The 23321-nt window shown below is 60.5% G+C and carries 26 protein-coding genes; 18 read left to right on the forward strand and 8 right to left on the reverse strand.

Features of this window, described 5'->3' with window-relative positions:
• Positions 1-4: 4 nt before the first annotated feature.
• Together ACP8IT_RS03245 and ACP8IT_RS03250 are read left to right on the forward strand one after the other, a co-directional pair.
• The gene (locus tag ACP8IT_RS03245; RefSeq protein WP_490290391.1) at positions 5-742 is read left to right on the forward strand and encodes a sirohydrochlorin chelatase; all 738 of its coding nucleotides are present in this window, start codon (positions 5-7) and stop codon (positions 740-742) included.
• Positions 736-1755, forward strand: a complete 1020-nt coding sequence (locus tag ACP8IT_RS03250) for a sulfite exporter TauE/SafE family protein (protein WP_490290392.1) — start codon at positions 736-738, stop codon at positions 1753-1755. Before ACP8IT_RS03245 ends, ACP8IT_RS03250 begins: the two co-directional genes overlap by 7 nt.
• On the opposite strand, the gene cobA is transcribed toward ACP8IT_RS03250, so the two are convergent.
• Positions 1752-2504 carry a uroporphyrinogen-III C-methyltransferase gene (gene cobA, locus ACP8IT_RS03255; protein ID WP_023016908.1) on the reverse strand — a complete coding sequence of 251 codons (753 nt, stop codon included), beginning with the start codon at positions 2502-2504 and terminating at the stop codon, positions 1752-1754. The two genes, ACP8IT_RS03250 and cobA, sit on opposite strands and share 4 nt — an antisense overlap.
• Positions 2505-2545: 41 nt before the next feature.
• Between cobA and ACP8IT_RS03260 the strand changes: the two genes are divergently transcribed.
• On the forward strand, positions 2546-3595 hold the full coding sequence (locus tag ACP8IT_RS03260; protein ID WP_237791364.1) for an exopolyphosphatase: 1050 nt from the start codon (positions 2546-2548) through the stop codon (positions 3593-3595).
• 6 nt (positions 3596-3601) lie between these two features.
• Entirely contained in the window at positions 3602-4855 is a 1254-nt protein-coding gene (gene manA, locus ACP8IT_RS03265; protein ID WP_023028435.1) for a mannose-6-phosphate isomerase, class I, read from the forward strand.
• Between the two features lie 76 nt (positions 4856-4931).
• Here the strand turns inward: manA and ACP8IT_RS03270 are convergent, their stop codons facing one another.
• Positions 4932-5804: a hypothetical protein gene (locus ACP8IT_RS03270; RefSeq protein WP_005277506.1), complete on the reverse strand. Its 873-nt coding sequence runs from the start codon at positions 5802-5804 to the stop codon at positions 4932-4934.
• A gap of 212 nt (positions 5805-6016) precedes the next feature.
• Between ACP8IT_RS03270 and ACP8IT_RS03275 the strand changes: the two genes are divergently transcribed.
• From ACP8IT_RS03275 to secA, 8 genes are all read left to right on the forward strand, one after another.
• Complete coding sequence (locus ACP8IT_RS03275) at positions 6017-6370, forward strand: DUF4259 domain-containing protein (protein WP_005277508.1); 354 nt, start codon at positions 6017-6019, stop codon at positions 6368-6370.
• A gap of 63 nt (positions 6371-6433) precedes the next feature.
• Positions 6434-7048, forward strand: a complete 615-nt coding sequence (locus ACP8IT_RS03280) for a dTMP kinase (protein WP_490290393.1) — start codon at positions 6434-6436, stop codon at positions 7046-7048.
• A 3-nt stretch (positions 7049-7051) separates the two neighbouring features.
• The gene (gene mtrA / locus ACP8IT_RS03285; RefSeq protein ID WP_005281774.1) at positions 7052-7744 is read left to right on the forward strand and encodes an MtrAB system response regulator MtrA; all 693 of its coding nucleotides are present in this window, start codon (positions 7052-7054) and stop codon (positions 7742-7744) included.
• 69 nt (positions 7745-7813) lie between these two features.
• On the forward strand, positions 7814-9715 hold the full coding sequence (gene mtrB, locus ACP8IT_RS03290) for an MtrAB system histidine kinase MtrB (protein ID WP_490290586.1): 1902 nt from the start codon (positions 7814-7816) through the stop codon (positions 9713-9715).
• Complete coding sequence (lpqB, locus tag ACP8IT_RS03295) at positions 9716-11461, forward strand: MtrAB system accessory lipoprotein LpqB (protein WP_284628923.1); 1746 nt, start codon at positions 9716-9718, stop codon at positions 11459-11461. It abuts the gene before it with no gap.
• Positions 11462-11525: 64 nt separating this feature from the next.
• A complete protein-coding gene (locus ACP8IT_RS03300) occupies positions 11526-12155 on the forward strand; it encodes a ComF family protein (RefSeq protein WP_490290394.1) in 630 nt (209 codons plus the stop codon).
• 136 nt (positions 12156-12291) lie between these two features.
• Complete coding sequence (gene hpf / locus ACP8IT_RS03305; RefSeq protein WP_005277524.1) at positions 12292-12936, forward strand: ribosome hibernation-promoting factor, HPF/YfiA family; 645 nt, start codon at positions 12292-12294, stop codon at positions 12934-12936.
• Between the two features lie 237 nt (positions 12937-13173).
• Positions 13174-15759 (forward strand): preprotein translocase subunit SecA, encoded by a 2586-nt coding sequence (secA, locus tag ACP8IT_RS03310; protein WP_490290395.1) that lies wholly within the window; start codon positions 13174-13176, stop codon positions 15757-15759.
• An 80-nt stretch (positions 15760-15839) separates the two neighbouring features.
• Here secA and ACP8IT_RS03315 read toward each other — a convergent pair whose 3' ends face one another.
• Positions 15840-16223 (reverse strand): hypothetical protein, encoded by a 384-nt coding sequence (locus tag ACP8IT_RS03315; protein WP_490290396.1) that lies wholly within the window; start codon positions 16221-16223, stop codon positions 15840-15842.
• A 177-nt stretch (positions 16224-16400) separates the two neighbouring features.
• On the opposite strand from ACP8IT_RS03315, the gene ACP8IT_RS03320 reads away from it, so the two are divergent.
• A complete protein-coding gene (locus ACP8IT_RS03320; RefSeq protein WP_284781755.1) occupies positions 16401-16811 on the forward strand; it encodes an HAD-IA family hydrolase in 411 nt (136 codons plus the stop codon).
• A complete protein-coding gene (locus tag ACP8IT_RS03325; protein WP_490290397.1) occupies positions 16811-17326 on the forward strand; it encodes a DUF6912 family protein in 516 nt (171 codons plus the stop codon). Before ACP8IT_RS03320 ends, ACP8IT_RS03325 begins: the two co-directional genes overlap by 1 nt.
• A gap of 6 nt (positions 17327-17332) precedes the next feature.
• Here the strand turns inward: ACP8IT_RS03325 and rsgA are convergent, their stop codons facing one another.
• Positions 17333-18367, reverse strand: a complete 1035-nt coding sequence (gene rsgA / locus ACP8IT_RS03330) for a ribosome small subunit-dependent GTPase A (protein WP_284631419.1) — start codon at positions 18365-18367, stop codon at positions 17333-17335.
• Positions 18360-19661 carry a 3-phosphoshikimate 1-carboxyvinyltransferase gene (gene aroA, locus ACP8IT_RS03335; protein WP_005281795.1) on the reverse strand — a complete coding sequence of 434 codons (1302 nt, stop codon included), beginning with the start codon at positions 19659-19661 and terminating at the stop codon, positions 18360-18362. The genes rsgA and aroA overlap by 8 nt, the downstream gene beginning before the upstream one ends.
• On the opposite strand from aroA, the gene ACP8IT_RS03340 reads away from it, so the two are divergent.
• The gene (locus ACP8IT_RS03340) at positions 19660-20310 is read left to right on the forward strand and encodes an SOS response-associated peptidase (protein ID WP_039885477.1); all 651 of its coding nucleotides are present in this window, start codon (positions 19660-19662) and stop codon (positions 20308-20310) included. The genes aroA and ACP8IT_RS03340 overlap by 2 nt on opposite strands.
• On the opposite strand, the gene ybaK is transcribed toward ACP8IT_RS03340, so the two are convergent.
• Entirely contained in the window at positions 20293-20799 is a 507-nt protein-coding gene (gene ybaK / locus ACP8IT_RS03345; protein ID WP_005281799.1) for a Cys-tRNA(Pro) deacylase, read from the reverse strand. The genes ACP8IT_RS03340 and ybaK overlap by 18 nt on opposite strands.
• Before the next feature lie 36 nt (positions 20800-20835).
• Here ybaK and ACP8IT_RS03350 point away from each other — a divergent pair, with 36 nt between their 5' ends.
• Both ACP8IT_RS03350 and ACP8IT_RS03355 read left to right on the forward strand, forming a co-directional pair.
• Positions 20836-21438, forward strand: coding sequence for a sigma-70 family RNA polymerase sigma factor (locus tag ACP8IT_RS03350; RefSeq protein ID WP_005277540.1), 603 nt, complete (start codon positions 20836-20838; stop codon positions 21436-21438).
• Positions 21438-21710, forward strand: a complete 273-nt coding sequence (locus ACP8IT_RS03355; protein ID WP_005281801.1) for an anti-sigma factor — start codon at positions 21438-21440, stop codon at positions 21708-21710. The genes ACP8IT_RS03350 and ACP8IT_RS03355 overlap by 1 nt, the downstream gene beginning before the upstream one ends.
• Before the next feature lie 157 nt (positions 21711-21867).
• Here ACP8IT_RS03355 and ACP8IT_RS03360 read toward each other — a convergent pair whose 3' ends face one another.
• Complete coding sequence (locus ACP8IT_RS03360) at positions 21868-21942, reverse strand: 50S ribosomal protein bL37 (protein ID WP_369707509.1); 75 nt, start codon at positions 21940-21942, stop codon at positions 21868-21870.
• Positions 21943-22046: 104 nt separating this feature from the next.
• The gene (locus tag ACP8IT_RS03365) at positions 22047-22307 is read right to left on the reverse strand and encodes a WhiB family transcriptional regulator (RefSeq protein WP_005277545.1); all 261 of its coding nucleotides are present in this window, start codon (positions 22305-22307) and stop codon (positions 22047-22049) included.
• 517 nt (positions 22308-22824) lie between these two features.
• Between ACP8IT_RS03365 and ACP8IT_RS03370 the strand changes: the two genes are divergently transcribed.
• Positions 22825-23304, forward strand: coding sequence for a hypothetical protein (locus ACP8IT_RS03370; RefSeq protein WP_039885480.1), 480 nt, complete (start codon positions 22825-22827; stop codon positions 23302-23304).
• Positions 23305-23321: the final 17 nt, after the last annotated feature.

A 23321-nucleotide genomic window follows, 5' to 3' on the forward strand; every position in this document is an offset into this window, starting at 1 on the left:
CACCATGACCGCACTGATTACCTTGTCCCACGGCTCGCGCCACCCGGGCGCCGCCGCTGGCATTGAACGGCTCACCCAGGCCGCTGCCGCCGCGATTCCAGACCGGCCTGCTTATCGTGCGGCGCACCTGGAGTTCAATACTCCCGATCTCACCGCAGCTGCGGTCGACCTCGCCCGTTGTGGGGAGGATACGGCCGTAGTCATTCCATTGCTCTTTACGCAGGGCTACCACCAGCGCGTTGACGTTCCCCGCGTTATCGCTGCGGCTGAAGAAGCTTCAGGCGTGCGCTTGGTACAAGGCGAGTGCTTGGGCGGAGGGCGCGCCGCAGAGCATGGTGTACGAGATGTGGGCAGGCGGGAAGCCGCAGAAGCGGACCTGGCGGCGGTGCTCGCGGCACGCGCAAGGCCGGAAGATACCCACCACGTCATCTACTCCGTCGGTTCCTCTGATGCTGCGGCCAATGACTCCATCCGCAGGCTTACCGCTCGGGTTTCTCAACTCACTGGCGTCCCCGCCACGGCCGCGTTCGCCACCCGGGGTGGCAGCAATGACATCCATGCATTGGCGAGGAGCACTGCGCGAATGCGGGTTATCCCGCTCTTTGTCACCGCAGGATTGCTCCTTAAACCACTGTCATCTACCCCCAGCAATGTCACCGTCGATCCCGTTCTTGGTACCGATCTCGCTGGCATCGTTGCTGCCCACTATCACATCGCCCAGGAGGTCGGTGTCCCATGCTAACCCTTATTTTAATCGCCGTGGCCGGTGCGGCCGCCCAGCTTGTCGATGGCGGCATCGGCATGGGCTTCGGCGTCACCTCAACCACCATCCTTCTCCTCGCGGGCCTTGGGCCCGCCCAAGCCTCCGCCGTCGTCCACACCGCTGAGCTGGGGACCACCGCAATGTCGGGCCTGAGCCACGCCCGCTTTGGGAATGTGGATTGGAAAACCGTCTTCCGGCTGGGTGTGCCGGGTGCCATCGCGGCGTTTATCGGCGCCACCGTGCTCTCCAATATCTCCACCGATGCGGCAGCCCCGATTACCGCGCTCATCTTGGTGGCCATCGGCAGCAACCTCATCTGGCGCTTTTCCCGCCCGCGCCGGACGAAGTTCGTGCAAAAGCGCAGCCATTCCACCCCATTTTTGATCGGGCTCGGTTCTGTTGGCGGCTTCGTTGACTCCACCGGTGGCGGCGGCTGGGGTCCGGTATCCACCTCCACGCTCATGGCCATTGGCCGCGAGCAGCCCCGCCGCATTGTCGGCACGGTAAATACCGCCGAATTCCTGGTCACCCTGGGTGCCACCCTCGGCTTCGTCGTTGGATTGTGGCAGGATATCGTCGCCAACCTCTCCGCCGTGCTGGCCCTGCTCATCGGTGGTTCCATTGCCGCCCCGATTGCGGCCTGGGTGATTTCCCGGATTGAGCCGGTCGTCCTCGGTGGACTCGTGGGTACGGCCATCGTGGCTCTCAATATCGGCAAGGTCTTAGGTGGGCTAGAAACCTACTTTGGGCTGACGGTACCGGGCTTTGTCTCCCCGCTGCTCATGGTCCTAGTCCTCGTCGTGGGCATTTCCGCCACCATCCACGGTGCGCGCGCTACCCGGGCAGCCCGCGCAAGGGAATTGGAAGCCGAAAACGCCGAGGCCAAGGCGCACGCGGAATTTCATGCCGCAGGCTTTGCACACAGCGCGGCCGGTGCCTCTAAGGACGCGAGCATCGTGGAGGAGTCCGCACCGCAGGCGGATAAGGCCTAATCCCCGGCTGGGTCGAGGCCGGCAACCTCGCCAATGACATAGACGGCGGGGGAGGAGACGTTATTGTCCTTCATTGTCTGCGCAAGGCGTTCTAAATCGCAGCGAAATTCCCGCTGCGTATCCAGGGTGCCCTCCTGGATAATCGCGCACGGTGTCGACCCAGCAAGCCCGCCTTCCTGCAATGCCCTGGCAATCGCCGGGGCATTTTTCACGCCCATGATGATGGACAAGGTCGCGCCGGACTGGGCCAGGGCGTGCCAATCCACCAGGGACTTCTCGTGGCCAGGCGGCAGATGCCCTGATACGACGGTAAAGCCGTGAACCATTCCGCGCTGGGTGACGGGGATGCCAATGCCCGCGGGCACGGAAACCGCGGAGGTCACCCCTGGAATGACGGTGGTGGGGATAGATGCCTTGGCTAGGGCCTGTACCTCTTCAAAGCCGCGGCCGAACACGAAAGGATCGCCGCCCTTTAGCCGCGCTACCTTCCGCCCGGCTTGGGCGTGCTCGATGAGCAGCTCGTTGATCTTGTCCTGGGTAATGGACTTCTTGTAGGGCAGCTTGGAGACATCGATAAGCTCCTTGGCTGAAATATCGCAGAGCTTATCCAACTGCGGGGCAGGGCCCAGGTGATCGGTCAAGATGACCTCGGCCTCCTGTAGGGCGCGCATGCCGCGAACCGTAATCAGGTCCCACGCGCCGGGGCCGCCACCGATAAGGGATACGGGGTGAATCTGTGCGGACGTCATGCCGCACCATCATAGTGGGAGCCAGACTATGCTTGAGCGATATGGATAACGGTTTCACTGAGGGTTCCGCCTATGACACCGAAACGGTGCGATTTTTTGATGTCGCCCACGAGGGCGCGCAGATTCGTCTGCTCGCCGGGCAAATGGAGCGCTGGGGTGAGATCCTCAACGGGCTCAATCCGCGCTCCCTGGTCATCTTGCCCACCGATGCCATCGCCCGCGAGGCAGCGCACCTCGGCGTCGGCTTGGCCGAACCGCTGCGCATCCCGCTGGTGGTGACGGAATCGCTGCCGCAATACGTGGGCGCGCTCGATATCGTCGTGGCGGTGGGCGAGCCCGCAGAATGCGATTGGGCCTCCCGCGCGCTCATTGCGGCGAGCCAGCGCGGCGCCACCACCATCCTGGTGGGCCCGGCAAGCGGCCCCTTGGTAGAGGATTGCCCGGAAGACACCCTGATTGCCCCGTCGCTTCCCACCGCAGAGGGCTGCTCGCCGGCGCGATTTATCACGGCCCTGTACGCGCTGTGCAGCATCGTTCATACCTCCCCGCGCGCGGTGTGCGAAGAATTAGAGGACCTTGCCGCCGCCGTGGACCGCGAGATCGAGCAGCTTTCGCCAGAGCGCGATGATGCCATCAATCCCGGCCGGCAGCTGCGCGAATACGCCGAGGGCGCGCGGATTATTCACTCCTGCGTCATCGATCCCTATGCATATGCCGAGCGCCGCGAGCGCGTACACATCGATACCTTGGTCGCCCGCATGGCAGCAACCATCTGGGCTGTGCACGGGTTGCCCGGCACTTTCGTCGAGCCCGCTGACCTGCGCGGCGCACTCGATCGGGGTGCTGAATCTAGTACGGCGCCCGCGCCTGCCGATGACCTTTTCTACGACCCCTTCATCGACGGTGCTGGGACGGATGCACCTTTGATACCCTTGAAAGTGATTTTCTGGGGGCAGGAAGAGGCGAACCTGCCCAACTCGCTTGCAGTCCGCAGCACCGACCCGGAACCGGGCCTTGGGCATCTTGCCCGCTCACTGCAGCTTATTACGCGGAGTTTTGCCGCGACCGCCTACGAGATTTCTAAAGGATAGAAATAAATGCAATTACTGGAAGGCGCTACCCGCAACTACTCGTGGGGTTCGCGCACCCTCATCCCTGAGCTGCGGGGCGAAGAAGCCGCAGAAAAGCCGGTGGCTGAACTCTGGTTTGGCGCCCACCCAGGCGATCCCTCCACGGTGGATGGCCAGCTTCTCAATGAGGTTATTGCGGCGGATCCAGAAGGCCAGTTGGGCGCTCGAGTCTATAAAGAATACGGCGAGAACCTGCCGTTCCTGTTGAAGATCCTCGCCGCCGAAGATCCGCTGTCTTTGCAGGCCCACCCGTCTAAGGAGCAGGCCGAGGAGGGTTTCGCCCGCGAAAACGAGGCGGGCATTGCCCTGCAGGCTGCAAACCGCAATTACAAGGACGATAACCACAAGCCGGAACTTATCGTGGCGCTGTCGGATTTCTACGCCATGGCGGGTTTCCGTCCCCTGGCACAAACCCGCGAGCTCTTTGCCGCCTTGGAATGCCCGGAGCTTGAGCGCTACCTGGCCATGCTTGACGATGACCCCGCGGAATCCTCCGAGTCCGCCAACCTCCGGGTGCTTTTCACCACGTGGATTACGATCCCTTCGGCCAAGCGCAAGGAGCTCATTAAGGCCATCGTTGCCGCCGGCGAGCGCCTGATTGCCGTCGATCCCAAGGATTGGAAGGCGCGGGTCATGGCTACGGTGGTGGACCTTAATGACCGCTATCCTGGCGATATCGGTGTGCTTGGTGCGCTCTTGCTCAACCACATCGAGCTTGCCCCGGGTGAGGCCGTCTACCTCGATGCCGGGCAACTCCACGCGTATGTCTCCGGGCTGGGCGTAGAAATCATGGCCAATTCCGATAACGTTTTGCGCGGCGGGTTGACCCCGAAATTCGTGGATGTGCCGGAGCTGGTCAAGGTCCTGACCTATGCGGCCGCCAATGAGCCGCGGGTGCAGCAAAAGGATAAGCAAAACCAGGACAATGTCCACGGCGCCGAGGCGTGGTCCTATCCAGTGCCCATCGATGAATTCCTGCTCGACCGCGCCGAGCTCGGGCCGGATTCTTCCGTCGACCTCGACTATGACGGCCCCACCATCGCCTTGTGCACCGGTGGGTCCCTCAACCTGCGCAATGCTGCGGGCGAGGAATTGATCCTTTCCCCGGGCCAGGCCGCATGGCTGCCGGCCTCCGACGGCATGGTTACCGCCCAGGCTCACGCTGTAGAAAAGGAAAATCCTGAGGGCAGCACGGCGCAATTATTCGTCGCCCGAGTCTAAGCGGCCTCACAACTATGCCCCCTTGCTGGAAAATCCCAGCAAGGGGGCATTTTTAGGCGCTAGCCGCGGTGAAAAGTTAGCGCGCAGCAGAAGAACTGGCGGCTGAGCTTCCCGTTGCCGGGAGATCCGTGGGTTCTTGGTTTCCTGGCTGCTGCGTAGGAACAAGCTTCTCGGTTGCCTGCGGCTCGGCGTGGGACTTATTTTTCGTCTGCTGTGTACCAGAAGGCGCGCCCGCTCCCGCACCGTGTCCCTCTGTAGTGGCATCGGGAGCCGACGGGGTGCGCTGCGTGCTCGACTCGGGACGAGGCTTGTGCGGAGCCTGCGTCGCTGGCGGCGCCGGGATACCGGATTCGGCGGGCTCCTCCGGCTTACCAGGCTTGCCGGGCTCGCCACCTTGATCAGGCTTCTCTTCGCCCGGGGCAGGGGATGGAGCCGGTGAGCTCGGTGCCTGGGACGACGGTGCTAGGTTATCCGGCTTGCTGGGGTTATCTGGGACCGCCTGCATGGTGCCGGTGCCTGTGCCGTTACCATTTTGCGGCACCTGCCCGCCCTGGTTAGACGGGGCATTATTAACGGAAGTTCCTGGCGAGTACACATTTTCGGGGCGGTACACCTTGGTAGGGCGGGTGGCCGCGTGGGGATGCGTGACGGCATTCGGCGCCAAGTATGGGTCCGTTGATTCAGGGTGCTGGTGGTCTGATTCACCGGCGCCAGAATTGGCCTCTGCGGGGGCAGAGTTTTCCGTCGAAGGCTTCTTATGCGTCGACGATGTCGTCGATTCTTCAGCGGAAGTATTTTTTGGTGCCACGGTAGAGGTAGGGGACTCATTCGCGGCGTTGGAGTAACGGGCGCTCGGCGTGCTCATGCGCCACACGCCCACTCCCACGACGACGGCGGCGATAAGGCCGAGCACGATGAAGACGTACACGCGACGTGAATCTGGTTTCATCGTGCCCTCCTTTCTTGGTTGCATAGGGTGGGTAACAAGTTGATAACGAGAGTATCATGTATTGGAATTTCCGCGACAGGCTGCGGATTCCGTGATATGTAAACAACGTGGAGATGAGAAATGGCAGTGCTTATGCAATCCTTTTCATGCCCGATTTTTCTCCGCCGGAAAAGCGTGTATAAATGGCGCTAAACCCGTCGAAGGAGTGAGAGATGAGCAGCTGGGACGAAGAGATTTTTAGCACCGATCTCAACGTGGATTTTCTAGATGAATTGGCAAACCTCGATGAAGAAGGGGTAATCCGCGCAGTACAGGATGCCTGCGAGGTGGCCCGCAGCAAGGACGATATAACCGAAGAGGAACAACTCAACGCCCACGCCGCGGCCACGATCGCCGCCATTTGGGCGGGTGCGCCGTTCAGTGCCAGCGAAACCGTTGAGGACTACCCCTATATTAGGGACTTGGTGGGAACCGTTGACGATACCTTGACCGAAAATGCCCTCGAGATCTTGGACACCGTCGAAGAAGACTACGACGTGGAACCTTTTATCGAGGCACTTTCTTAAAAACCATGTCCTTCGGTGCCAAAGGCGCCGCCACAGAGCAGAAAGGATTCTGCGTATCTCACCATGCTCATAAGCATTGAAGGCATTGACGGCGCCGGAAAAAATACGCTTGCGACCGCAGTGCGAAGCGCCCTCGAAGTCCCAGTAAGTACCATAGCCTTTCCGCGCTATGAGACCTCCATCCACGCGCAGCTCGCGCGCGAGGCGCTGTACGGAAAGATGGGCGATCTCACGGATTCGGCCTACGGTATGGCCACGCTCTTCGCCCTCGACCGCTTTGGGATAAAAGAGGAATTGCGGGCGGCGAAGGAAACCCGCGAGATAGTCATCTTGGATCGCTATGTGGCCTCCAATGCTGCCTATTCCGCGGCCCGGTTGCGCGACGATAGCCTCTTCCAGTGGGTCTACGACCTAGAATTTGGTACCTTGGGCCTGCCGAAAGCGGACCTGCAGGTGTATGTGGATACGGCGGTGGAGGTGGCATCGGCAAGAGCGCAGTCCCGGGCCGCCACCGATTCCACCCGCGAGCGCGACCACTATGAACGCGATGGGGGATTACAGGAGCGCACCGCCGCCGCCTACCGGTGCTTGGTCGAATCCGGTTGGGGTGGGCGCTGGATCGCCACCGCCGATGCGGATACTATTACGGCAGCAATTAATGACCTTGTAGGAGATTAAAACGTGGCGCCAACGATTTTGGTCGTGGATGATGATCCAGCGATCTCGGAAATGCTGACCATTGTCCTTGAATCTGAGGGACTAAACCCCGTCCCCGTCATGGATGGCAACGATGCCGTTCCTGCCTTCCGCGAGCACGAACCGGATCTCATCCTTTTGGATCTTATGCTGCCGGGCATGAACGGTGTGGATATTTGCCGCACCATCCGGCGCGAATCCGCGGTGCCCATCGTCATGCTGACCGCCAAGACCGATACCGTGGACGTGGTCTTGGGCCTTGAATCCGGCGCGGATGATTACATCACCAAGCCCTTTAAGCCGAAGGAGCTCATCGCCCGCATTCGGGCGCGCCTGCGCCGCACCGATTCCGCGGAACCGGAAACCCTTGAGGTCGCCGACCTGATCATCGACGTGCCGGAACATACGGTGCGCCGTACCGATGGCACCGAATTGAACCTGACCCCGCTGGAGTTCGATCTCCTACTGGAAATGGCGCGCCACCCAGGCCAGGTGCATACTCGCGAGTCACTCCTGGAGTCCGTCTGGGGCTACCGCAATGCCTCCGATACTCGTTTGGTGAACGTGCACGTGCAGCGCCTGCGCGCCAAGATCGAGCACGATCCGGAAGATCCGCAGATCGTGCTGACGGTGCGCGGCGTGGGGTATAAGACCGGCAAGGCCGGTGCCGGGGAGTAAGGAAACATCAGAATTCTGGACCGCGTGCGGCGCATTCGTGACGCCATAGTAGATACGCTGCGCACCTCATTGCAGGCGCGCGTTATCGGCATGATTGTGGTCGCCTCCTCGGTGGTCATGATCATCTTGGCCTACGCCTTGGTCTCCGTGCTGACCCAGCGGTTGGTATCCCAAAAAGAAGACGTGGCGCTGCAGGAACTCGAACGCGCCCGCACGGCGGTGGAACAGCAAATCGATGCCACCAGCTCGGCCAACTCGGTGCAGGTGCGCATCAACTCCGCCCGCGCTTCTTTGGATCAACTCTCTGCGCAACAAGGCGATGCGCAGGCCGTATATGAACCCGTCATCGTGGTGGAAAACCAAGATGGATCCATCACCACCTCGCCGGAGGATTTCCCGGTGCCGGAACAAATGCGGCAGATGGTGGGCCAGGACCAGATTGCGCAGCAGTATTACCCGGTCCCGCGCGGCAATGGCGATTACTATAACGCGCTCATGGTGGGCACGCCCACCGATGCAGAGATTCCGAATCTGCAGGTCTACCTGGCCCTGTCCATGGAATCGGAAGAGTCCACGATGGCGCTGATGCGCGGCCTGCTCTCTGCCGCCGGCGTGGTGGTCGTGGTCTTGCTGGTGGGCATTGCCTGGTTGGCAACCCAGCAGGTCATTACCCCGATTAAGTCCGCGTCCCGCATTGCCCAGCGCCTGGCCGCGGGTCACCTCAAGGAGCGCATGGCCGTGGACCGGGACGATGAGATGGGCCGGCTTGCCGCCTCCTTTAATAATATGGCGGATAAATTGTCCTCCCAGATTGCGCAGCTGGAGGAATACGGCGATTTGCAGAGGCAATTTACTTCCGATGTCTCGCATGAGCTGCGCACCCCCATTACCACCGTGCGCATGGCCGCAGACCTCATCGAATCCGAGGCCGATAGCTTGCCCGCGGGCGCGCAGCGCGCCTCCAAGCTCATGTCCAGGGAGCTGGACCGCTTCGAGGAGCTGCTCGCGGATCTGCTCGAGATTTCCCGACACGATGCCGGCGTAGCGGACCTATCTACCACGGCCATTGACCTGCGTTCCTGCGTGGACGCCGCCTACCGCCAGGTTGAGCACCTAGCCCAAAAGCTCGACGTGGAGGTGGTCCGCAATATGCCAGACGAGCGGATCACCATCCAGGCCGATTCCCGGCGCATCGAGCGCATTTTGCGCAACCTCTTGGCCAATGCCATCGACCACTCTGAGGGAAAACCCGTGGTCATCGATATCGCCACCACGGAGAAGGCCGTGGGCGTGGCGGTCACGGACCACGGCGTGGGCCTGAAACCCGGGCAAGAAGAGCTGGTATTCAACCGTTTCTGGCGCGCGGATTCCTCCCGTAAGCGCCACTCTGGCGGCACCGGGCTGGGCCTTGCCATTGCCCGCGAGGACGCGGTCTTGCACGGCGGCACGCTCGATGCCTTTGGCGTCTTCGGCTACGGTTCCCGCTTCCGCCTCATCATCCCGCGCGAGCCGAATACCGAGATTGGTGAATCACCCATCTCCCGCGAGATTCCAGGCGCCCCGGGCACCGGTTCAGACGCCGCGCACGACGGGCACGATGCGCTTGCCGATGCCCCCGCTATCGCTGATCCCGCTACCGCCAGCCCCGCTACCGCTGACCCCGCAGAAAACGGCATCGCTACTGACTTCGCGGCCGATGCAGCTCATGAGCCTGATGCTGCAGATGCTAGGGAAGCGGACGCTGGGGAAGCGGATGCTGGTGCAGCAGAAGATGAGGGCGAGGGTGGCGCCGGTGGGGCATCGCCAAGCAGCAGCTCGGTGGTAGGCCGCGGAATTGGCATCGACGATGACTCGGTGGAGGCGGCCGAGGCGGATGGTGACGGAATCCTGTGGCCTTCTGAACGCAACCGTGGGGCCGCCTCGCCCGAGAGGCGCTCTTATAAGGCGCCGGATTTTAAGGGGGATAAATAAATGAATTCGGTCATTATGAAGGGAATATGGCGGCGGCACACCGCCGTGGGCGCGGTGGTGGCGCTGTGTTTTGTCACCGGCTGCTCAACCTTGCCGCACGATACTAGCCCCCAGGTCGTGGGTACCTACCACAAACAGGCCGATGGCCCGGAAGAGGTCATTGCCCCAGAGGTGGGGGCGGACCCGGACCTTACCCTGCGCGATTTTTATCGCGCCGCGGCCGTTCCAACCAATGACCACGATGCCGCTCGCGGGTTCCTCACGAATAACGCCCGCGGGGCCTGGGATGCCTCGGGCGATGTCATGGTGGTCGATAGCCTGGATATCGTGACCGCGCCCGATAAGAAGCAGAATACGGCGGCGGATGCGCGCTCCTTCAATGTGCGCGGCACCATCATTGGACGCCTCAAATCCGGCGGGGCCTATGTGCCGGAAAATGAGAGCTACGAAGCTACCATCGACATGAAAATGGTAGATGACCAGTGGCTCGTTGATAGTCTGCCGGCCGGGTTGGTTATCGAGCGCAATGAGCTGCGCAATCATTACACCCCGCAATCGCTCTACTTTTATAAACAAACCGATGACGTCCTCGCCCCGGACCGCCGGTGGCTTTATAAAGGCAGCGAGGAATCCGAGTCCACGCTGATTACCCTCTTGATGGAAGGCCCATCTAGCAGCATCGCTCCGGCCACCCGCCGGGCGGCGGATGAAAAGGTCACCTTCGCCGGCTATGACAACGAAAACGGCTACCAGTTCGAGGGCCTGTCGGACCTGGATGAAAATGACCGCACCCGCTTTGCGGCGCAATTGGTCTGGACGCTTTCTGATGCCGGGCATATCGGCCCCTTCAAGGTCAAGGCCGATGGCAGCAATCTGGTAGAAGGCATGGACACCGTCAGCGTGGATGATTTTGCTGACTATAACCCCAAGGTAAACAGTAATTCCCTGTCCACGCTGTACGCCCTGAACGAGGGCAACGTGCTGGAGGTCGATAGCGGGGTGGCCGAGCCGGTTAAGGGCTCTTTGGGCTCGAGCGGCAATGTGCAATCGGTCGATGTCACCGAGTCCGGCATGATTGCGGCGGTTAGCCGGAAGCCTAGCGGCGACTTCAAGCTGCAGATGGGCGAAATTGGTGCCGCGCTGCAGGATTCGGTCGATGGTAAGACGCTGGCGCGGCCCACCTTTGAATATAACGGTCAGGCCGTATGGACGGTGGTCGATGGTGACCGCATCGTGCGCGTCGTGCGTTCCAAGACCACTGGGCGGATTTCAGAATCCGAGGTCGATGCCCGCAGCATTGACGATATCGAGGGCGAAATCTCCGTTATCCGCCTATCCCATAGCGGCGCACGCGCGGCGATGATCATCGATGGCCACGTCTACATCGCCGCGGTGGCCCAATCCAGCAGCGGCGATAAGCGCATCGTCAATGCCCGCGAGGTGGGCCCTGAAGTTTCCGGCTCGGCATTATCGCTGGATTGGAATAATGATGGCTCGCTCATCGTGGGCACGTCTTCTGGGCAGTCGCCGGTATGGCGCATCGAGCAGGATGGTTCCTCGGCTTCTACCATGCCGACGGGTAATATCACCGCCCCGGTAGTTGCGGTGGCTACCTCGCCATCGAAGCTTTATATTACGGATTCCCATGCCATGCTGGAGCTTCCCGCCACGGTGGTCGATGAGGTGAACTGGCGCGAGGTGCCCGGCCTGCAGGGGCGCCGCTCTTCGCCTATCGTGTCCAGTTAGAAGGCGGCGGCGCTGGGCGACGCTGCCGCAGAGGACCTTTCGGGGGATGGGGTGGTGTCGCGCCGTGAGCGTGCGAGAGCTGATTTTTCCGCGTGCGTGCGCTGGGTGCCGCGCGCCCGGCCACGTCTTGTGCCCGCAGTGCCGGGAGCACCTGCGCCAGCCGCCTTACCTGGTAAGCCGGCCGCGGTTGCTCGGGGCACCGGTATTTGCCCTAGGATCCTATTCCGATATTCGCCGCAATATCATCATCAGCATGAAGGAACAGGGCAATAGGGAAGTGCGCGATTATATCGGTGCGGTGGTGGCTGCGGGCGTGGCGCACTTGGCCGCCCGTGGCGAGATTCCCCGCGAGCTGTGCCTGGTGCCGGCCCCTACGCGGCGCCGCTCGGCGCGCATGCGCGGCGGCGATCCCGTGATGGCCATGTGCCAGGCTGCGGCGCGCCGGCAGCAAGGGCTGCGGGTGCGCGAGGCGCTTGTCATGGGCGCGGATACGGCGGATCAATCCGAGCTCAATGCGCAGGATAGGTGGGCGAACCTGCAGGGGCGCGTGGGGATTAGCGCCCCGGTGGGCGGTGAGCAGGCGCTGCTTGTCGATGACGTTATAACCACCGGCGCCACCCTTGCGGCCAGTATGGCGGCCCTGCGCGCCGCCGGCGCCACGGTCTATGGGGCGTTGGCTTTTGCCGATGCTTAAGGAACATCACAGGGTGGGGTGCACGGTGTTACCCCCTAATGCCATCAGGTCATAACCACTGGTATTATTAGAGGTGTCACAGAGGAACAGTTACTGTGATTGTTTCTAGTCCCCACAACCAAAGGGAGGCATCTCAATGTCCCAGCCAAACAAAGCTCAGGTAACGATTACGGGCCGTAACGTTGATGTACCGGAACACTTCCAAGAGCGCGTCAACGACAAGCTGGCAAAGATTGAACGCCTTGATCCCACACTGACCTTCTTCCACGTGGAGTTGCAGCACGAGCCAAACCCGCGCCGCGAAGCAGAGTCCGACCGCATCCAGATCACCGCAACCGGCAAGGGCCACATCGCCCGCGCAGAGGCTAAGGAAGACTCCTTCTACGCAGCGCTGGAAACCGCGATGGGGAAGATGGAACGTTCCCTGCGCAAGGTGAAGGTGCGCCGTGAATACGTCAAGGGCGGCCACCGCGCACAGAAGGGCACCGGCGAAATCGCCGCTGAGATGGTTGCGGAGGCAGAAGCACAGCGCGCTAAGGAAGAGCGTTTGGTCGATCCTTATGCTGAGACCGTCGAGGACGTTCGCCCCGGCCAGATCGTGCGCACCAAGGAGCACCCGGCCACCCCGATGAGCGTGGACGATGCTTTGAGCGAGATGGAGCTGGTTGGCCACGATTTCTTCCTCTTCGTTAATGAGGAAAACAACAAGCCATCCGTGGTTTACCGTCGCCACGCTTTCGACTACGGCATCATCTCCTTGTCCGAGGATGCAGAGGGCTAAAATCTCCCGCGCCTGGCTAAAGAGTTAAGCCTCTTTATCCCCCCTTCCTACCCATCACGTTAGAACTCGATGAGGTTTGGAAGGGGGATTTGTCATGCTGTGAGCTATCCATTTTCTTAGTGCGTTTAGTGTGAAATCACTATCGTTTAAGGGCGGGTGGAACGCGACAAGGGCAGTGGCGTGAGTACAATTGCGGGAAGTTAACTAATGTGTCGCGACAAGAAGGACTAACGAATAGTGTTTGGACTTTCCAAGCTGCTGCGCGCGGGCGAGGGCCGTACGGTCAAGCGCCTGGGCAAAATTGCAGACGATGTAATTGCACTCGAGGATCAGTACGCGGAGCTTTCGGACGAAGAGCTAAAGGCCAAGACTGACGAGTTCAAAACTCGCCTAAAGGATGGCGAAGAAAAGAACGACATCTTGCTCGATGCTTTTGCTACCGTCCGCGAGGCCGCTTGGCGCGTCCTGGGACAAAAGCACTACCCCGTGCAGATCATGGGTGGTGCCGCCCTGCACTTTGGCAACGTGGCGGAGATGCGCACCGGTGAGGGTAAGACCCTGACCTCCTTGCTGCCCGCTTACCTCAACGCTTTGGAGGGGCAGGGCGTACACATCGTCACGGTCAATGACTACTTGGCCAAGCGCGACGCCGAGATGATGGGCCGTGTGCACCGCTGGTTGGGTCTGTCCGTGGGCGTTATCTTGTCTGAAATGCGCCCGCAAGAGCGCAAGGTAGCCTACGACTGCGATATCACCTACGGCACCAATAACGAGCTGGGCTTTGATTACCTGCGCGATAACATGGTGCGCACCCTCAATGATGTAGTTCAGCGCGGACACAATTTCTGCATCGTGGATGAGGTGGACTCGATTCTTATCGATGAAGCCCGTACCCCACTCATCATTTCCGGCCCGGTTGATGGCTCCTCCCAGTTCTATGGCGTCTTTGCCCAACTCGCCCCGCGCATGCGCGAGGGAATCCACTACGAAGTGGACCACAAAAAGCGCACCATTGGTGTCTTGGAGGAAGGCGTGGAATACGTCGAAGATCAACTCGGCATTGATAACCTCTACGCGCCGGAGCACTCCCAGTTGGTCTCCTACCTCAATAACGCTTTGAAGGCCAAGGAGCTCTTTACCCGCGATAAGGACTACATCGTTCGCAACGGCGAAGTGATGATCGTGGATGGCTTTACCGGCCGCGTTTTGGCGGGACGCCGCTACAACGAGGGCATGCACCAGGCCATTGAGGCCAAGGAGCAGGTGGAGATCAAAAACGAGAACCAGACGCTGGCGACGGTTACCCTGCAGAACTTCTTCCGCCTCTATGAAAAGATCTCCGGCATGACCGGTACCGCGGAAACGGAAGCCGCGGAGCTGCATTCCATCTATGGGCTGGATGTGGTTCCTATTCCTACCAATAAGCCGAACCAGCGCACCGACCACTCGGACCGCATTTACAAGACCCAAGAGGCAAAGTTCGCTGCGGTGGTTGATGATATTGCAGAACACGTCGAGCATGGCCAGCCGGTCTTGGTCGGTACCACTTCTGTGGAGCGCTCCGAATACTTGTCGCAGTTGCTTAGCAAGCGCGGCGTGCAGCACAACGTGCTCAACGCCAAGCACCACGAAGAAGAGGGCCAGATCATTGCCCGTGCGGGCCGCCCTGGCACCGTGACCGTGGCAACCAACATGGCCGGCCGTGGTACCGATATCGTGCTCGGCGGTAACCCGGAAGTTATCCTCGATGAGAAGCTGCGCGAACGCGGCCTTGACCCCTTCGAGGATGAGGAAAAGTACCAGGAGGCCTGGGAAGCCGAGATCGACGGCGAGAAAGAGCGCTCGAAGCGCTTGGGCGATGAAGTGCGAGAATCGGGCGGGCTCTATGTCTTGGGTACCGAGCGCCACGAGTCCCGCCGCATTGATAACCAGCTGCGCGGTCGTACCGGCCGTCAGGGTGACCCGGGCGAGACCCGCTTCTACCTGTCCATGCGCGATGAATTGATGGTGCGGTTCGTGGGCCAGTCTATGGAGCACATGATGAACCGCCTCAACGTGCCTGATGATGTCCCCATCGAGGCCAAGATGGTCTCGAACTCCATTAAGGGCGCCCAGGCGCAGGTGGAGAACCAGAACTTTGAGATGCGCAAGAACGTCCTGAAGTACGATGAGGTGCTCAATGAGCAGCGCAAGGTGGTCTACTCCACGCGCTATTCCATCCTCGATGCCGATGACATCAAGGACGATATCCGCACCATGATCGATGACACGGTCTCTGCCTACGTCGCGGGCGCTACCGCCACCGGTTATGTCGAGGACTGGAACCTCGAGGAACTCTGGAACGCTCTTGAGGCGCTCTACGGCCCCACGATGTCCCCAGAAGAATTGGTGGAAGGCTCCGAGTACGGTTCCCCAGGCGAGCTCACCGCGGAGCAGCTGCGCGATGCCCTCGTCACCGACGCGAACCGGGAGTACGACAAGCTGGAGGAAGCCGTGTCTGCCATCGGCGGAGACAAGCAGATGCGCAATACCGAGCGCATGGTCATCCTGCCGATTATTGACCAGAAGTGGCGCGAGCACCTCTATGAGATGGACTACCTCAAGGAGGGCATCGGCCTGCGCGCGATGGCGCAGCGCGACCCGCTGGTGGAATACCAGAAGGAGGGTGGCGATATGTTCACTGCCATGAATGAAGGCGTGAAGGAAGAAACCGTGCGCCAGTTGTTCATGCTGCGCAAGCAGTTCAAGCAGCAGGAAGAAAACCAAGAATCCGGCGGTGACTCGGGCTCTGGTCCTGCAGGCCAAGAAACCGTAGAGGCATAAAATCTCCGCGCTCTTTTGCACCCCTTCCTCTTCCTCCCCGCCCTCGCGCGGTGGGGAAAGCGGGAGGGGCGCTGTTAGTTTTAGAGCAGCCGAAACGAGCGTAGCCCTTGGTCCGTGGCGGAGCCGGTAAAGGCGTGACGGTGCGTGCCGATGACCGCGGAACCGAAGTATTCGCCATTAGGCCGCGCGTGCAGGCTGGTAAGGCGCAGGGTATCGGTGTCGTAGGGGCTTTTTCGCCGGTGTACCCAAGAGCCGATATGCAGGCGGATGGAATCCGAAAAGCGCGGAGAATTAAGGTGTGCCAGCGGGCGGTAGCCGGCGGCGACCTCAAGGATAAAGACGACCCAGGCTTGGATATGGTGCTGGGCGGCTACCTCTGCCGTCGTGGGCAGACGGCCGTAATGGATGCGGTGCGGGGCGATGTATCGCTTGAGATGAGAGTAGCCGGGAATGGGCTCATACATGGTGAAATGAGTGCTCCTGCAAAAAGGGCAGGGAGGCGAACGCGTGATAATTATCTCATGGGGGCGCTGCGCGCGCTATTTCTGGCAGTTTCCTGTATGAGGCGGGCGAGAATATAAGCGCAGTTCGCTATACTTTCGGGAGTTACAAAGTATTCGTGTACTGAAGGATTAAAAATTATGCGTGGTCTCATCATTGACTATGTCGGCGTCCTCGATGGCGCTGAAGAGGACAATCGCCGCTGGAAGGCTCTGCTGTCTGCGGCGAAGGCAAATGGTGCCGCAACCGCTATTCTGTCTAATGACCCGGGTGGTTCCGGAGCCGAGCACATTCGCGAGTGGGAATATCGCGGCAACGTTGATGCCGTGGTGTTGTCTGGAGAAATCGGGGCGGAAAAGCCGGAGGTTGCGGCCTTCCAAGCGGCTGCCGATGCCCTCGAGCTGCCCTTGAGCGATTGCGTCATGGTCGATGATTCGATCCTTAACGTGCGCGCCGCCGTCGATGCCGGAATGATCGGTTTCTTGTACACCAGCTTCGACCGCGTTTCTGTAGAAATTCAAGCCGTATTCGATATTGAAGGGGAATTTTAGTGGCTGAAGCCCGCGTCTATATTCCGGCGACCTATGCCATGCTGGCGGAGCTCGCAGAGACCGGAACGCTCGCGGCGCGTTCCGGGTGGGGATTCATGGTGACCCCAGCCCTGCGGGATTTTTATACCGCAGGCGATGAAGAAGAGATCGCCTACTCCGCCTTCCTCGAGGCCTCCATGGCTTCGCTGCGCCTGTTGACCATTGGGGATGAGGAGAAGTTCCCGCACCGTCGCGTGGTCATTTCCATCGACGTTGCTGACACGGCAGTCACCCCGCGCCCAGATATGGGTGAGCCGGTGGTAGAGCTCCAGCCAGCGCAATTTGGCACCGATAACCTCGCCGCCATTCACGTGGATATTGAAGAATCCGAAGAGGCAACGGCCAAGGCCATCGAGGCCATCGATACCGCGGACCTCGGCGATGAGGATGCGGAGCTTGCGGTGGGCGATGCCCTGGATAACTTCATGGCCTTCTACCACCCCACGGAGCTGCCCTTCCTTGTGGAATTGCTCTAGGCCGCGCTAGTTTTCCCACTCCACGTTGGTGCGCAGGGCTTGCAGCAGCCCGCGTACCGCATCGCGGCGGCGGGCGGTAGCGGTGCCCTCGGGAATGATTTCTGGATCATCGAGCCCGCATTCGGGATCCGCTGGTGGACCCGCGTGCGTACAACCGCGCGGGCATTCCTCAATGGCCGCGGCGAGGTCCTCGAAGACGCCAAGGACGGTATCCGCGTCCACGTGCGCCAGCCCAAAGGAGCGAATGCCCGGCGTATCGATAATCCAGCCGCCCTGGGAGTCGGTGCTAGGAGCGTCGGTGGGCAAGGGGAGGGCCACCGATTGCGTCGAGGTATGCCGGCCCTTGCCGATGCCCGATACTTCCCCCGTTTCCCTTTCCGCATCTGGGACCAGCCGATTGACCAGCGTAGATTTGCCCACCCCGGAATGCCCGATGAGCGCGGTAATATGGCCATCTACCTGCGCGCGCACGGCTTCCAAGCCATCCTCGACCCCGGCCTCGACCACCGTGACATCTAGGTCGGCGAACTCTTCTGCAAACGGCGTCGGGTCCGCGAGATCCGTCTTGGTAAGGCACAAGATGGGGTGGAGGTTGCCCACGAACGCGGCAATCAAGGCGCGCTCGACAAAGCCGGACCGCGGGGGAGGGTCGGCCACGGCGGACACGATCAGCAATTGATCGGCATTGGCTACGACGATGCGCTCATACGGATCCGTGTCATCGGCCGTGCGGCGCAGCACGGAGGTGCGATCCGCCAGCTTGACGATGCGCGCCAGCGTGTCCTTCGCACCAGAGGTATCACCAACCACGCCGACGCGGTCACCGACTTCGATGGCGGTGCGGCCCAGCTCGCGGGCGCGCATGGCGGTGACGGTGGGGCCATCGTCAAGCGCGACGCCCCACCGACCGCGGTCCTTGGTAATTACCATGCCGTATTTGGCATTTTTGTGCTTGGGCCGATCCTTGGTGCGCGGGCGCGAGCCCTTGCCGGGGCGCACGCGCACATCAGATTCATCAAAGGAACCGAAACGTCTAGCCATGTAAATCCTGTTGGTCGGGGTGCAACATCGTCTCCCACATGCGGGCGAAGCCGGGCAAGGTCTTGGAAGTGGTGGAAATATCCTCAATCTGGATACCAGGGACCTTTAAGCCCACAATGGCGCCGGCGGTGGCCATGCGGTGATCGGCATAGCAGGGCCAATCGCCGCCGTGGAGCTCGGCGGGTTCGATCACCAGGCCATCGTCAAGCTCGGTGACCCTGCCGCCCAGCGCATTGATATTCGCCGCGAGTGCCTGCAAACGGTCGGTCTCGTGGCCGCGCAGGTGGGCAATGCCCGTGAGTCGGGACGGCGTTTCCGCGAGCGCGCACAGGGCCGCAACTGTGGGGGTAAGCTCCCCGATATCGCCCATATTGCGCTCGATGCCCTGCAGCCTTCCCGCCGGGTTGCCCTCTGCTGTGACGCTATTGTGCTCCTGGGTTACCATCACGCCCATATCCAGCAGGATATGGCGGATGGCATCGCCCGGCTGGGTGGTATTCGCCGGCCAATTCTTGATGGTCAGGCGCCCGCCGGTGACCGCCGCTGCGGCGAGGAACGGCGTGGCATTGGAGAGATCCGGCTCAATGAACCATTCGCGCCCGGCAATGGGGCCGGGATGCACCGTCCACGTCGTGCCATCCGAATCCACGCGCACGCCCGCCTGGCGTAGCATGCCCACCGTCATTTCCACGTGCGGCATGGACGGCAGTTGGCCGCCCTCGTGGGTGAGCTGGATGCCCTGGGAAAAACGTGCCCCGCTCAGCAGCAGGCCGGAGACGAACTGGGAAGAACCAGAAGCATCGATGGTGACCTTCCCGCCTTCTGGTACGCCGTTGGCGGACACCGTAAAGGGCAGGCTATCGCCTTTTACATCAACGCCGAGGCTGCGCAGCGCATCCAGCGTCGTGGACATGGGGCGGTTATAGGCCTGCTTATCGCCATCGACGCGCACCGGGCCATCCGCCAGCGCCGCGACCGGTGGCACAAAGCGCATCACGGTGCCGGCCAGCCCGCAATCCACCGTGGCACCGTGCAGCTTTCCCGGCTGGACGTGGATATCGGCCCCCTCATGGGTGAAGCGAACCCCCATGGCGCTGAGCGCATCCTCCATCAGCTGCGTATCGCGCGAAACCAGCGGGGCGTGCAGGATAGACGGGGAATCAGCCAGCGCGGCCAGGATGAAGGCGCGATTGGTAATCGATTTCGATCCTGGCACCTGGTGTTCCCCCGTAACGGGGCTGGTAGCCAGCGGGGCGGTCCAAGGTTGAGACATAGTGTCCATAATAGAGGCCATGTGCGGAAGATTCGTTCTTTTTACCGAGTCCCTCCTCGATGAGGTGGGAAACCTCCCAGGTGTCCAGGAAGTCCACGCCCCACAGGGTACGCCCGGGCCCCGATATAATATTGCCCCGACCCAGCCCATTCCCATCGTGCGCGTGCGCGAGGAGCTAGCGGAAGTCGATCCCGCGCGGTGGGCGCTCTTGCCGCAGTGGAAGAAAGACCTAGATGGCCCGCCGCTTTTTAATGCCCGGGCAGAAACGGTGGCGAGCAAGCCATCTTTTCGCACCGCCTTTAAAACCCAGCGCTGCCTTATCCCCATGAACGGCTATTACGAGTGGCACAAGGATGGCTCCACCAAGACGCCGTATTACGTCCATCCAGACCAGGGACTGCTGTGGGCCGCGGGGCTCTGGGATACCGGGTTGGATCGGCTCTCCGCCACCATCGTGACCACCGCGGCTACCGAAGAGATGGAGTGGCTGCACCACCGTTTGCCGCGATTTTTGGCGCCGGAGGAGATGCGCACCTGGCTCGAGGGCAGCGCTGACGAAACTAAGGAGCTGCTAGCGCCCACGGGCCTGCGGGGGTTTGAGTGCCACGCGGTGGATAAGGCCGTGGGGACTGTCTCTAATGACTATCCGGAGCTACTCATCCGCCAGTAGATCGACAAAGTCAGCCCCGCACAAGTGTGCGAGGTCTTCTGCGTTGAGCTCGATATCTAGGCCGCGGCGGCCGCCGGAGATAAAGACAGTATCGAAAAGCACCGCGGATTCCTCGATCACCGTGGGCAGCGCGTTCTTTTGCCCGAGCGGGGAAATGCCGCCGTGTACGTAACCTGAGGATTTCTCGGCATCGTGCACCTGCGCCATGGTGGCCTTCGGTACGCCTAGGGCGGCCGCCGCCTTCTTAAGGCTTAAATGGTGCGTCGTGGGAATCACGCACACCGCCAACTCGCGGCGCGGACCTTTGCCCGCGGTGAGATCAATGATGAGCGTTTTCAGCACGCGTTCGGGTTCTACGTCTAAGGCCGCCGCGGCGTGATCACCAAAGTGATCCTTGCCCGCCTCGAAGGTGGATATGGAGTGTTTGACTCCGGCATCTTCGATGACTTTCAGGGCCGGGGTAGCGGCATGCGGGGACTTTTTGGCCATATAGGAATTTTAGCGTGAGACGTTAGGATAGATTGTGTGGTTAAAGAAACAGTGAGCGAGAAGGAGCTGCAGCGCCGCTTTGAAAAGGAAGCGCTCCCGCTGCTTGATCAGCTCTATGGCGGCGCGCTGCGCATGACGCGAAACCCGCAAGACGCGGAAGACTTGGTGCAAGAGACCTATCTCAAGGCCTATAAGTCCTTTCATTCCTTCAAACAGGGAACGAATTTGAAGGCGTGGCTGTATCGCATCATGACCAATAACTACATCAACTCTTATCGCAAGGCGAAGCGGCGCCCTACCGAGTCTTCTGCCGATGACTTGAGTGATTTTCAGCTCTATACCACCGCGGGACACGATTCCACCGGCTTGGAATCCGCCGAGGTGGCAGCGCTTAAAGAGATGCCAGATAGGTCCATTTCGCAGGCCATTAATGACCTACCGGAGGACTACCGGATGGTGGTCTACTACTCCGATGTGGAGGGCTTAGCGTACAAAGAAATCGCCGAAATCATGGATACTCCATTGGGAACGGTGATGTCTCGCCTTCACCGTGGAAGAAAAATGCTCCGCAAGGCGTTGAAGGACGTAGCACGTGAACAAGGAATTGGATTAGAACACCCGGACATGGAGGACAAGTAATGGAAGGCGCAACCGGAAAGAACTGTGGTGCGTGCAGCTCCACTGAGGTACACAACCTATTTTGCGAGCTTCTCGATGAATCCACGACCTACGCCCGCGCTTTAGCCATCCGCGAGCACATCGCCCAATGCGATTTTTGCCAGCAACGCCTAGAGCGCGAAGAACTCGTCCGCTCCCTCGTGCGCAATTGCTGTGCCGGCCAAGCTAAGGCACCGCAATCGCTGCGCCGCCGCATCTCGGTAGAAATTACGGAGATCGAATCCCGCTGGTAAGAAGCGCCCTTCAGAGCTACGAAAACCTCTGGAGGCTTCTGGGGTTCCTGGGGTGCAGAAATTTCTTGTTTAGATCTTAACTTAGATATAGCAAAAGCCCGGCTGGGTAGTGCTGAAATGCACTGCCAACTAAGCCGGGCTTTATGTTTGCTGTACGTTATGCGCCAGGACGCTTGCCGTGATTAGCGGCCTTCTTGCGGCGATCCTTGCGCTTGCGACCACGCTTGCTCATTGCGCACTCCTTCGTTGAGGGTTTCTGAACTTTATTCAACTGTAGCGGCTAAGGGCGCCGAAACGAAAATTGGGGTGAGTTTTAGGTTCCCCGGGTCCGCGCTTTTAGGCGGACACGCGGGAACGGCCGCGGCCGCGATTGCGGCGACGCTTGAGGGCGCGGCGCTCCTCTTCAGACAGGCCGCCCCAGACGCCGGCGTCGAGGCCGGACTCGAGTGCCCAGTTGAGGCAGGAAGAAGCGACGGGGCAGCGGTTGCAGACCAGCTTGGCCTTGGCGATCTGGGTAAGGGCAGGGCCGGAGTTACCTACTGGGAAGAACAGCTCTGGGTCTTCGTCGCGGCAAACGGCTTCGTGGCGCCAATCCATGATTGATATCTCCTAACAAATTTTTGACAGCAGTAAATACGAGCGCAATCCATGAGGGGTAGGAAAGCACCTTGATTTTTAGGTGGTGTGTGAACTGGTCTGCTAGCAGTGGGGCCCGGTCTCGAGGTCGGGCCAGCGTCGCCGCCGCCTATGGTTCACGGTGTTGTTACCTGAAGTTTCCTCCAGGTTAAGAAGAGGTTTACGCCCTCTTTCTTTTTGCTACTAGAGAATCATGACATGTTTACCCGATCGCCGCTAGGGTTAAAGGCTAAATTGTGGTTAACATCACGATAATAGGCGCGGTGTGGGGGCCATAAATGTCAAAATTGAATTTTAAAGAAGCCTGTGAGAATCGCCCTGAGCTGCGGCTATAGGTGCTATGTTGTGAGTGTGGTGAGGGAGAGACCGTCAAATCTCCCAGCTCAGCCCCTTGCCCCCGCGCTAGCGCAGGAAACATCGAGGCCCTGCCGTGGGTGGCATAGAGAAAATTCGCGCCGGATTAGTAGACTGTGGCTTTGTGTCTAAGCAGAACAAACGCCAGGTAAATAAACAGCAGCGAGATAAGGCGGCAGCGCCAGCGGCACCACCGGATAGTGCCCCGCGGTCGGTGTTGATAGGCGCTGGCATTGCCACGGTGCAATCCATCGCGGTTATTTGTTTTGGCATTTTCCTCATTGTGCGCGAAGCGGTGGGTGCGGAAAATGACTCGATGGTCTCTGATTCCGGATCGGGAAGCTTTGTAGGGCTTGGCACCGCCATCTTTATCTTCATTGTCTTTGGCTTCGTCATCGCAGGTGCCTGGGCCATGGTGAAGGGAAAGCGATGGGGAAGAGGTGCCGTGGTCCTCGTAGAGCTCATCCTGGGCGCGAGCGCGTTTCAAATGTATAGCGGTGGATCGCCGGTGCTGGGAACTATCACCCTGCTAAGCGCGGTCGCGGTGCTTTACCTCTTGATGTTCAGGCGCGAGTCCTCAGAGTGGGCCGCCTCGAATTTCTAAGGGCCACTCGCGTTTGG

The organism is Corynebacterium sp. LaCa_23, assembly GCF_058182375.1.

Bases quoted from the DNA above. Each gene is read 5' to 3' on its own strand.
- ACP8IT_RS03280 (WP_490290393.1), top strand. From the start codon at position 6,434: ATGCTCATAAGCATTGAAGGCATTGACGGCGCCGGAAAAAATACGCTT.
- hpf (WP_005277524.1), top strand. From the start codon at position 12,292: ATGTCCCAGCCAAACAAAGCTCAGGTAACGATTACGGGCCGTAACGTT.
- ACP8IT_RS03275 (WP_005277508.1), top strand. From the start codon at position 6,017: ATGAGCAGCTGGGACGAAGAGATTTTTAGCACCGATCTCAACGTGGAT.
- aroA (WP_005281795.1), bottom strand. From the start codon at position 19,661: ATGGCCTCTATTATGGACACTATGTCTCAACCTTGGACCGCCCCGCTG.
- ACP8IT_RS03320 (WP_284781755.1), top strand. From the start codon at position 16,401: ATGCGTGGTCTCATCATTGACTATGTCGGCGTCCTCGATGGCGCTGAA.
- ACP8IT_RS03340 (WP_039885477.1), top strand. From the start codon at position 19,660: ATGTGCGGAAGATTCGTTCTTTTTACCGAGTCCCTCCTCGATGAGGTG.
- ACP8IT_RS03260 (WP_237791364.1), top strand. From the start codon at position 2,546: ATGGATAACGGTTTCACTGAGGGTTCCGCCTATGACACCGAAACGGTG.
- lpqB (WP_284628923.1), top strand. From the start codon at position 9,716: ATGAATTCGGTCATTATGAAGGGAATATGGCGGCGGCACACCGCCGTG.
- rsgA (WP_284631419.1), bottom strand. From the start codon at position 18,367: ATGGCTAGACGTTTCGGTTCCTTTGATGAATCTGATGTGCGCGTGCGC.
- ACP8IT_RS03250 (WP_490290392.1), top strand. From the start codon at position 736: ATGCTAACCCTTATTTTAATCGCCGTGGCCGGTGCGGCCGCCCAGCTT.
- ACP8IT_RS03315 (WP_490290396.1), bottom strand. From the start codon at position 16,223: ATGTATGAGCCCATTCCCGGCTACTCTCATCTCAAGCGATACATCGCC.
- ACP8IT_RS03365 (WP_005277545.1), bottom strand. From the start codon at position 22,307: ATGGATTGGCGCCACGAAGCCGTTTGCCGCGACGAAGACCCAGAGCTG.
- cobA (WP_023016908.1), bottom strand. From the start codon at position 2,504: ATGACGTCCGCACAGATTCACCCCGTATCCCTTATCGGTGGCGGCCCC.
- ACP8IT_RS03245 (WP_490290391.1), top strand. From the start codon at position 5: ATGACCGCACTGATTACCTTGTCCCACGGCTCGCGCCACCCGGGCGCC.
- ACP8IT_RS03355 (WP_005281801.1), top strand. From the start codon at position 21,438: ATGGAAGGCGCAACCGGAAAGAACTGTGGTGCGTGCAGCTCCACTGAG.
- manA (WP_023028435.1), top strand. From the start codon at position 3,602: ATGCAATTACTGGAAGGCGCTACCCGCAACTACTCGTGGGGTTCGCGC.
- ACP8IT_RS03270 (WP_005277506.1), bottom strand. From the start codon at position 5,804: ATGAAACCAGATTCACGTCGCGTGTACGTCTTCATCGTGCTCGGCCTT.
- ybaK (WP_005281799.1), bottom strand. From the start codon at position 20,799: ATGGCCAAAAAGTCCCCGCATGCCGCTACCCCGGCCCTGAAAGTCATC.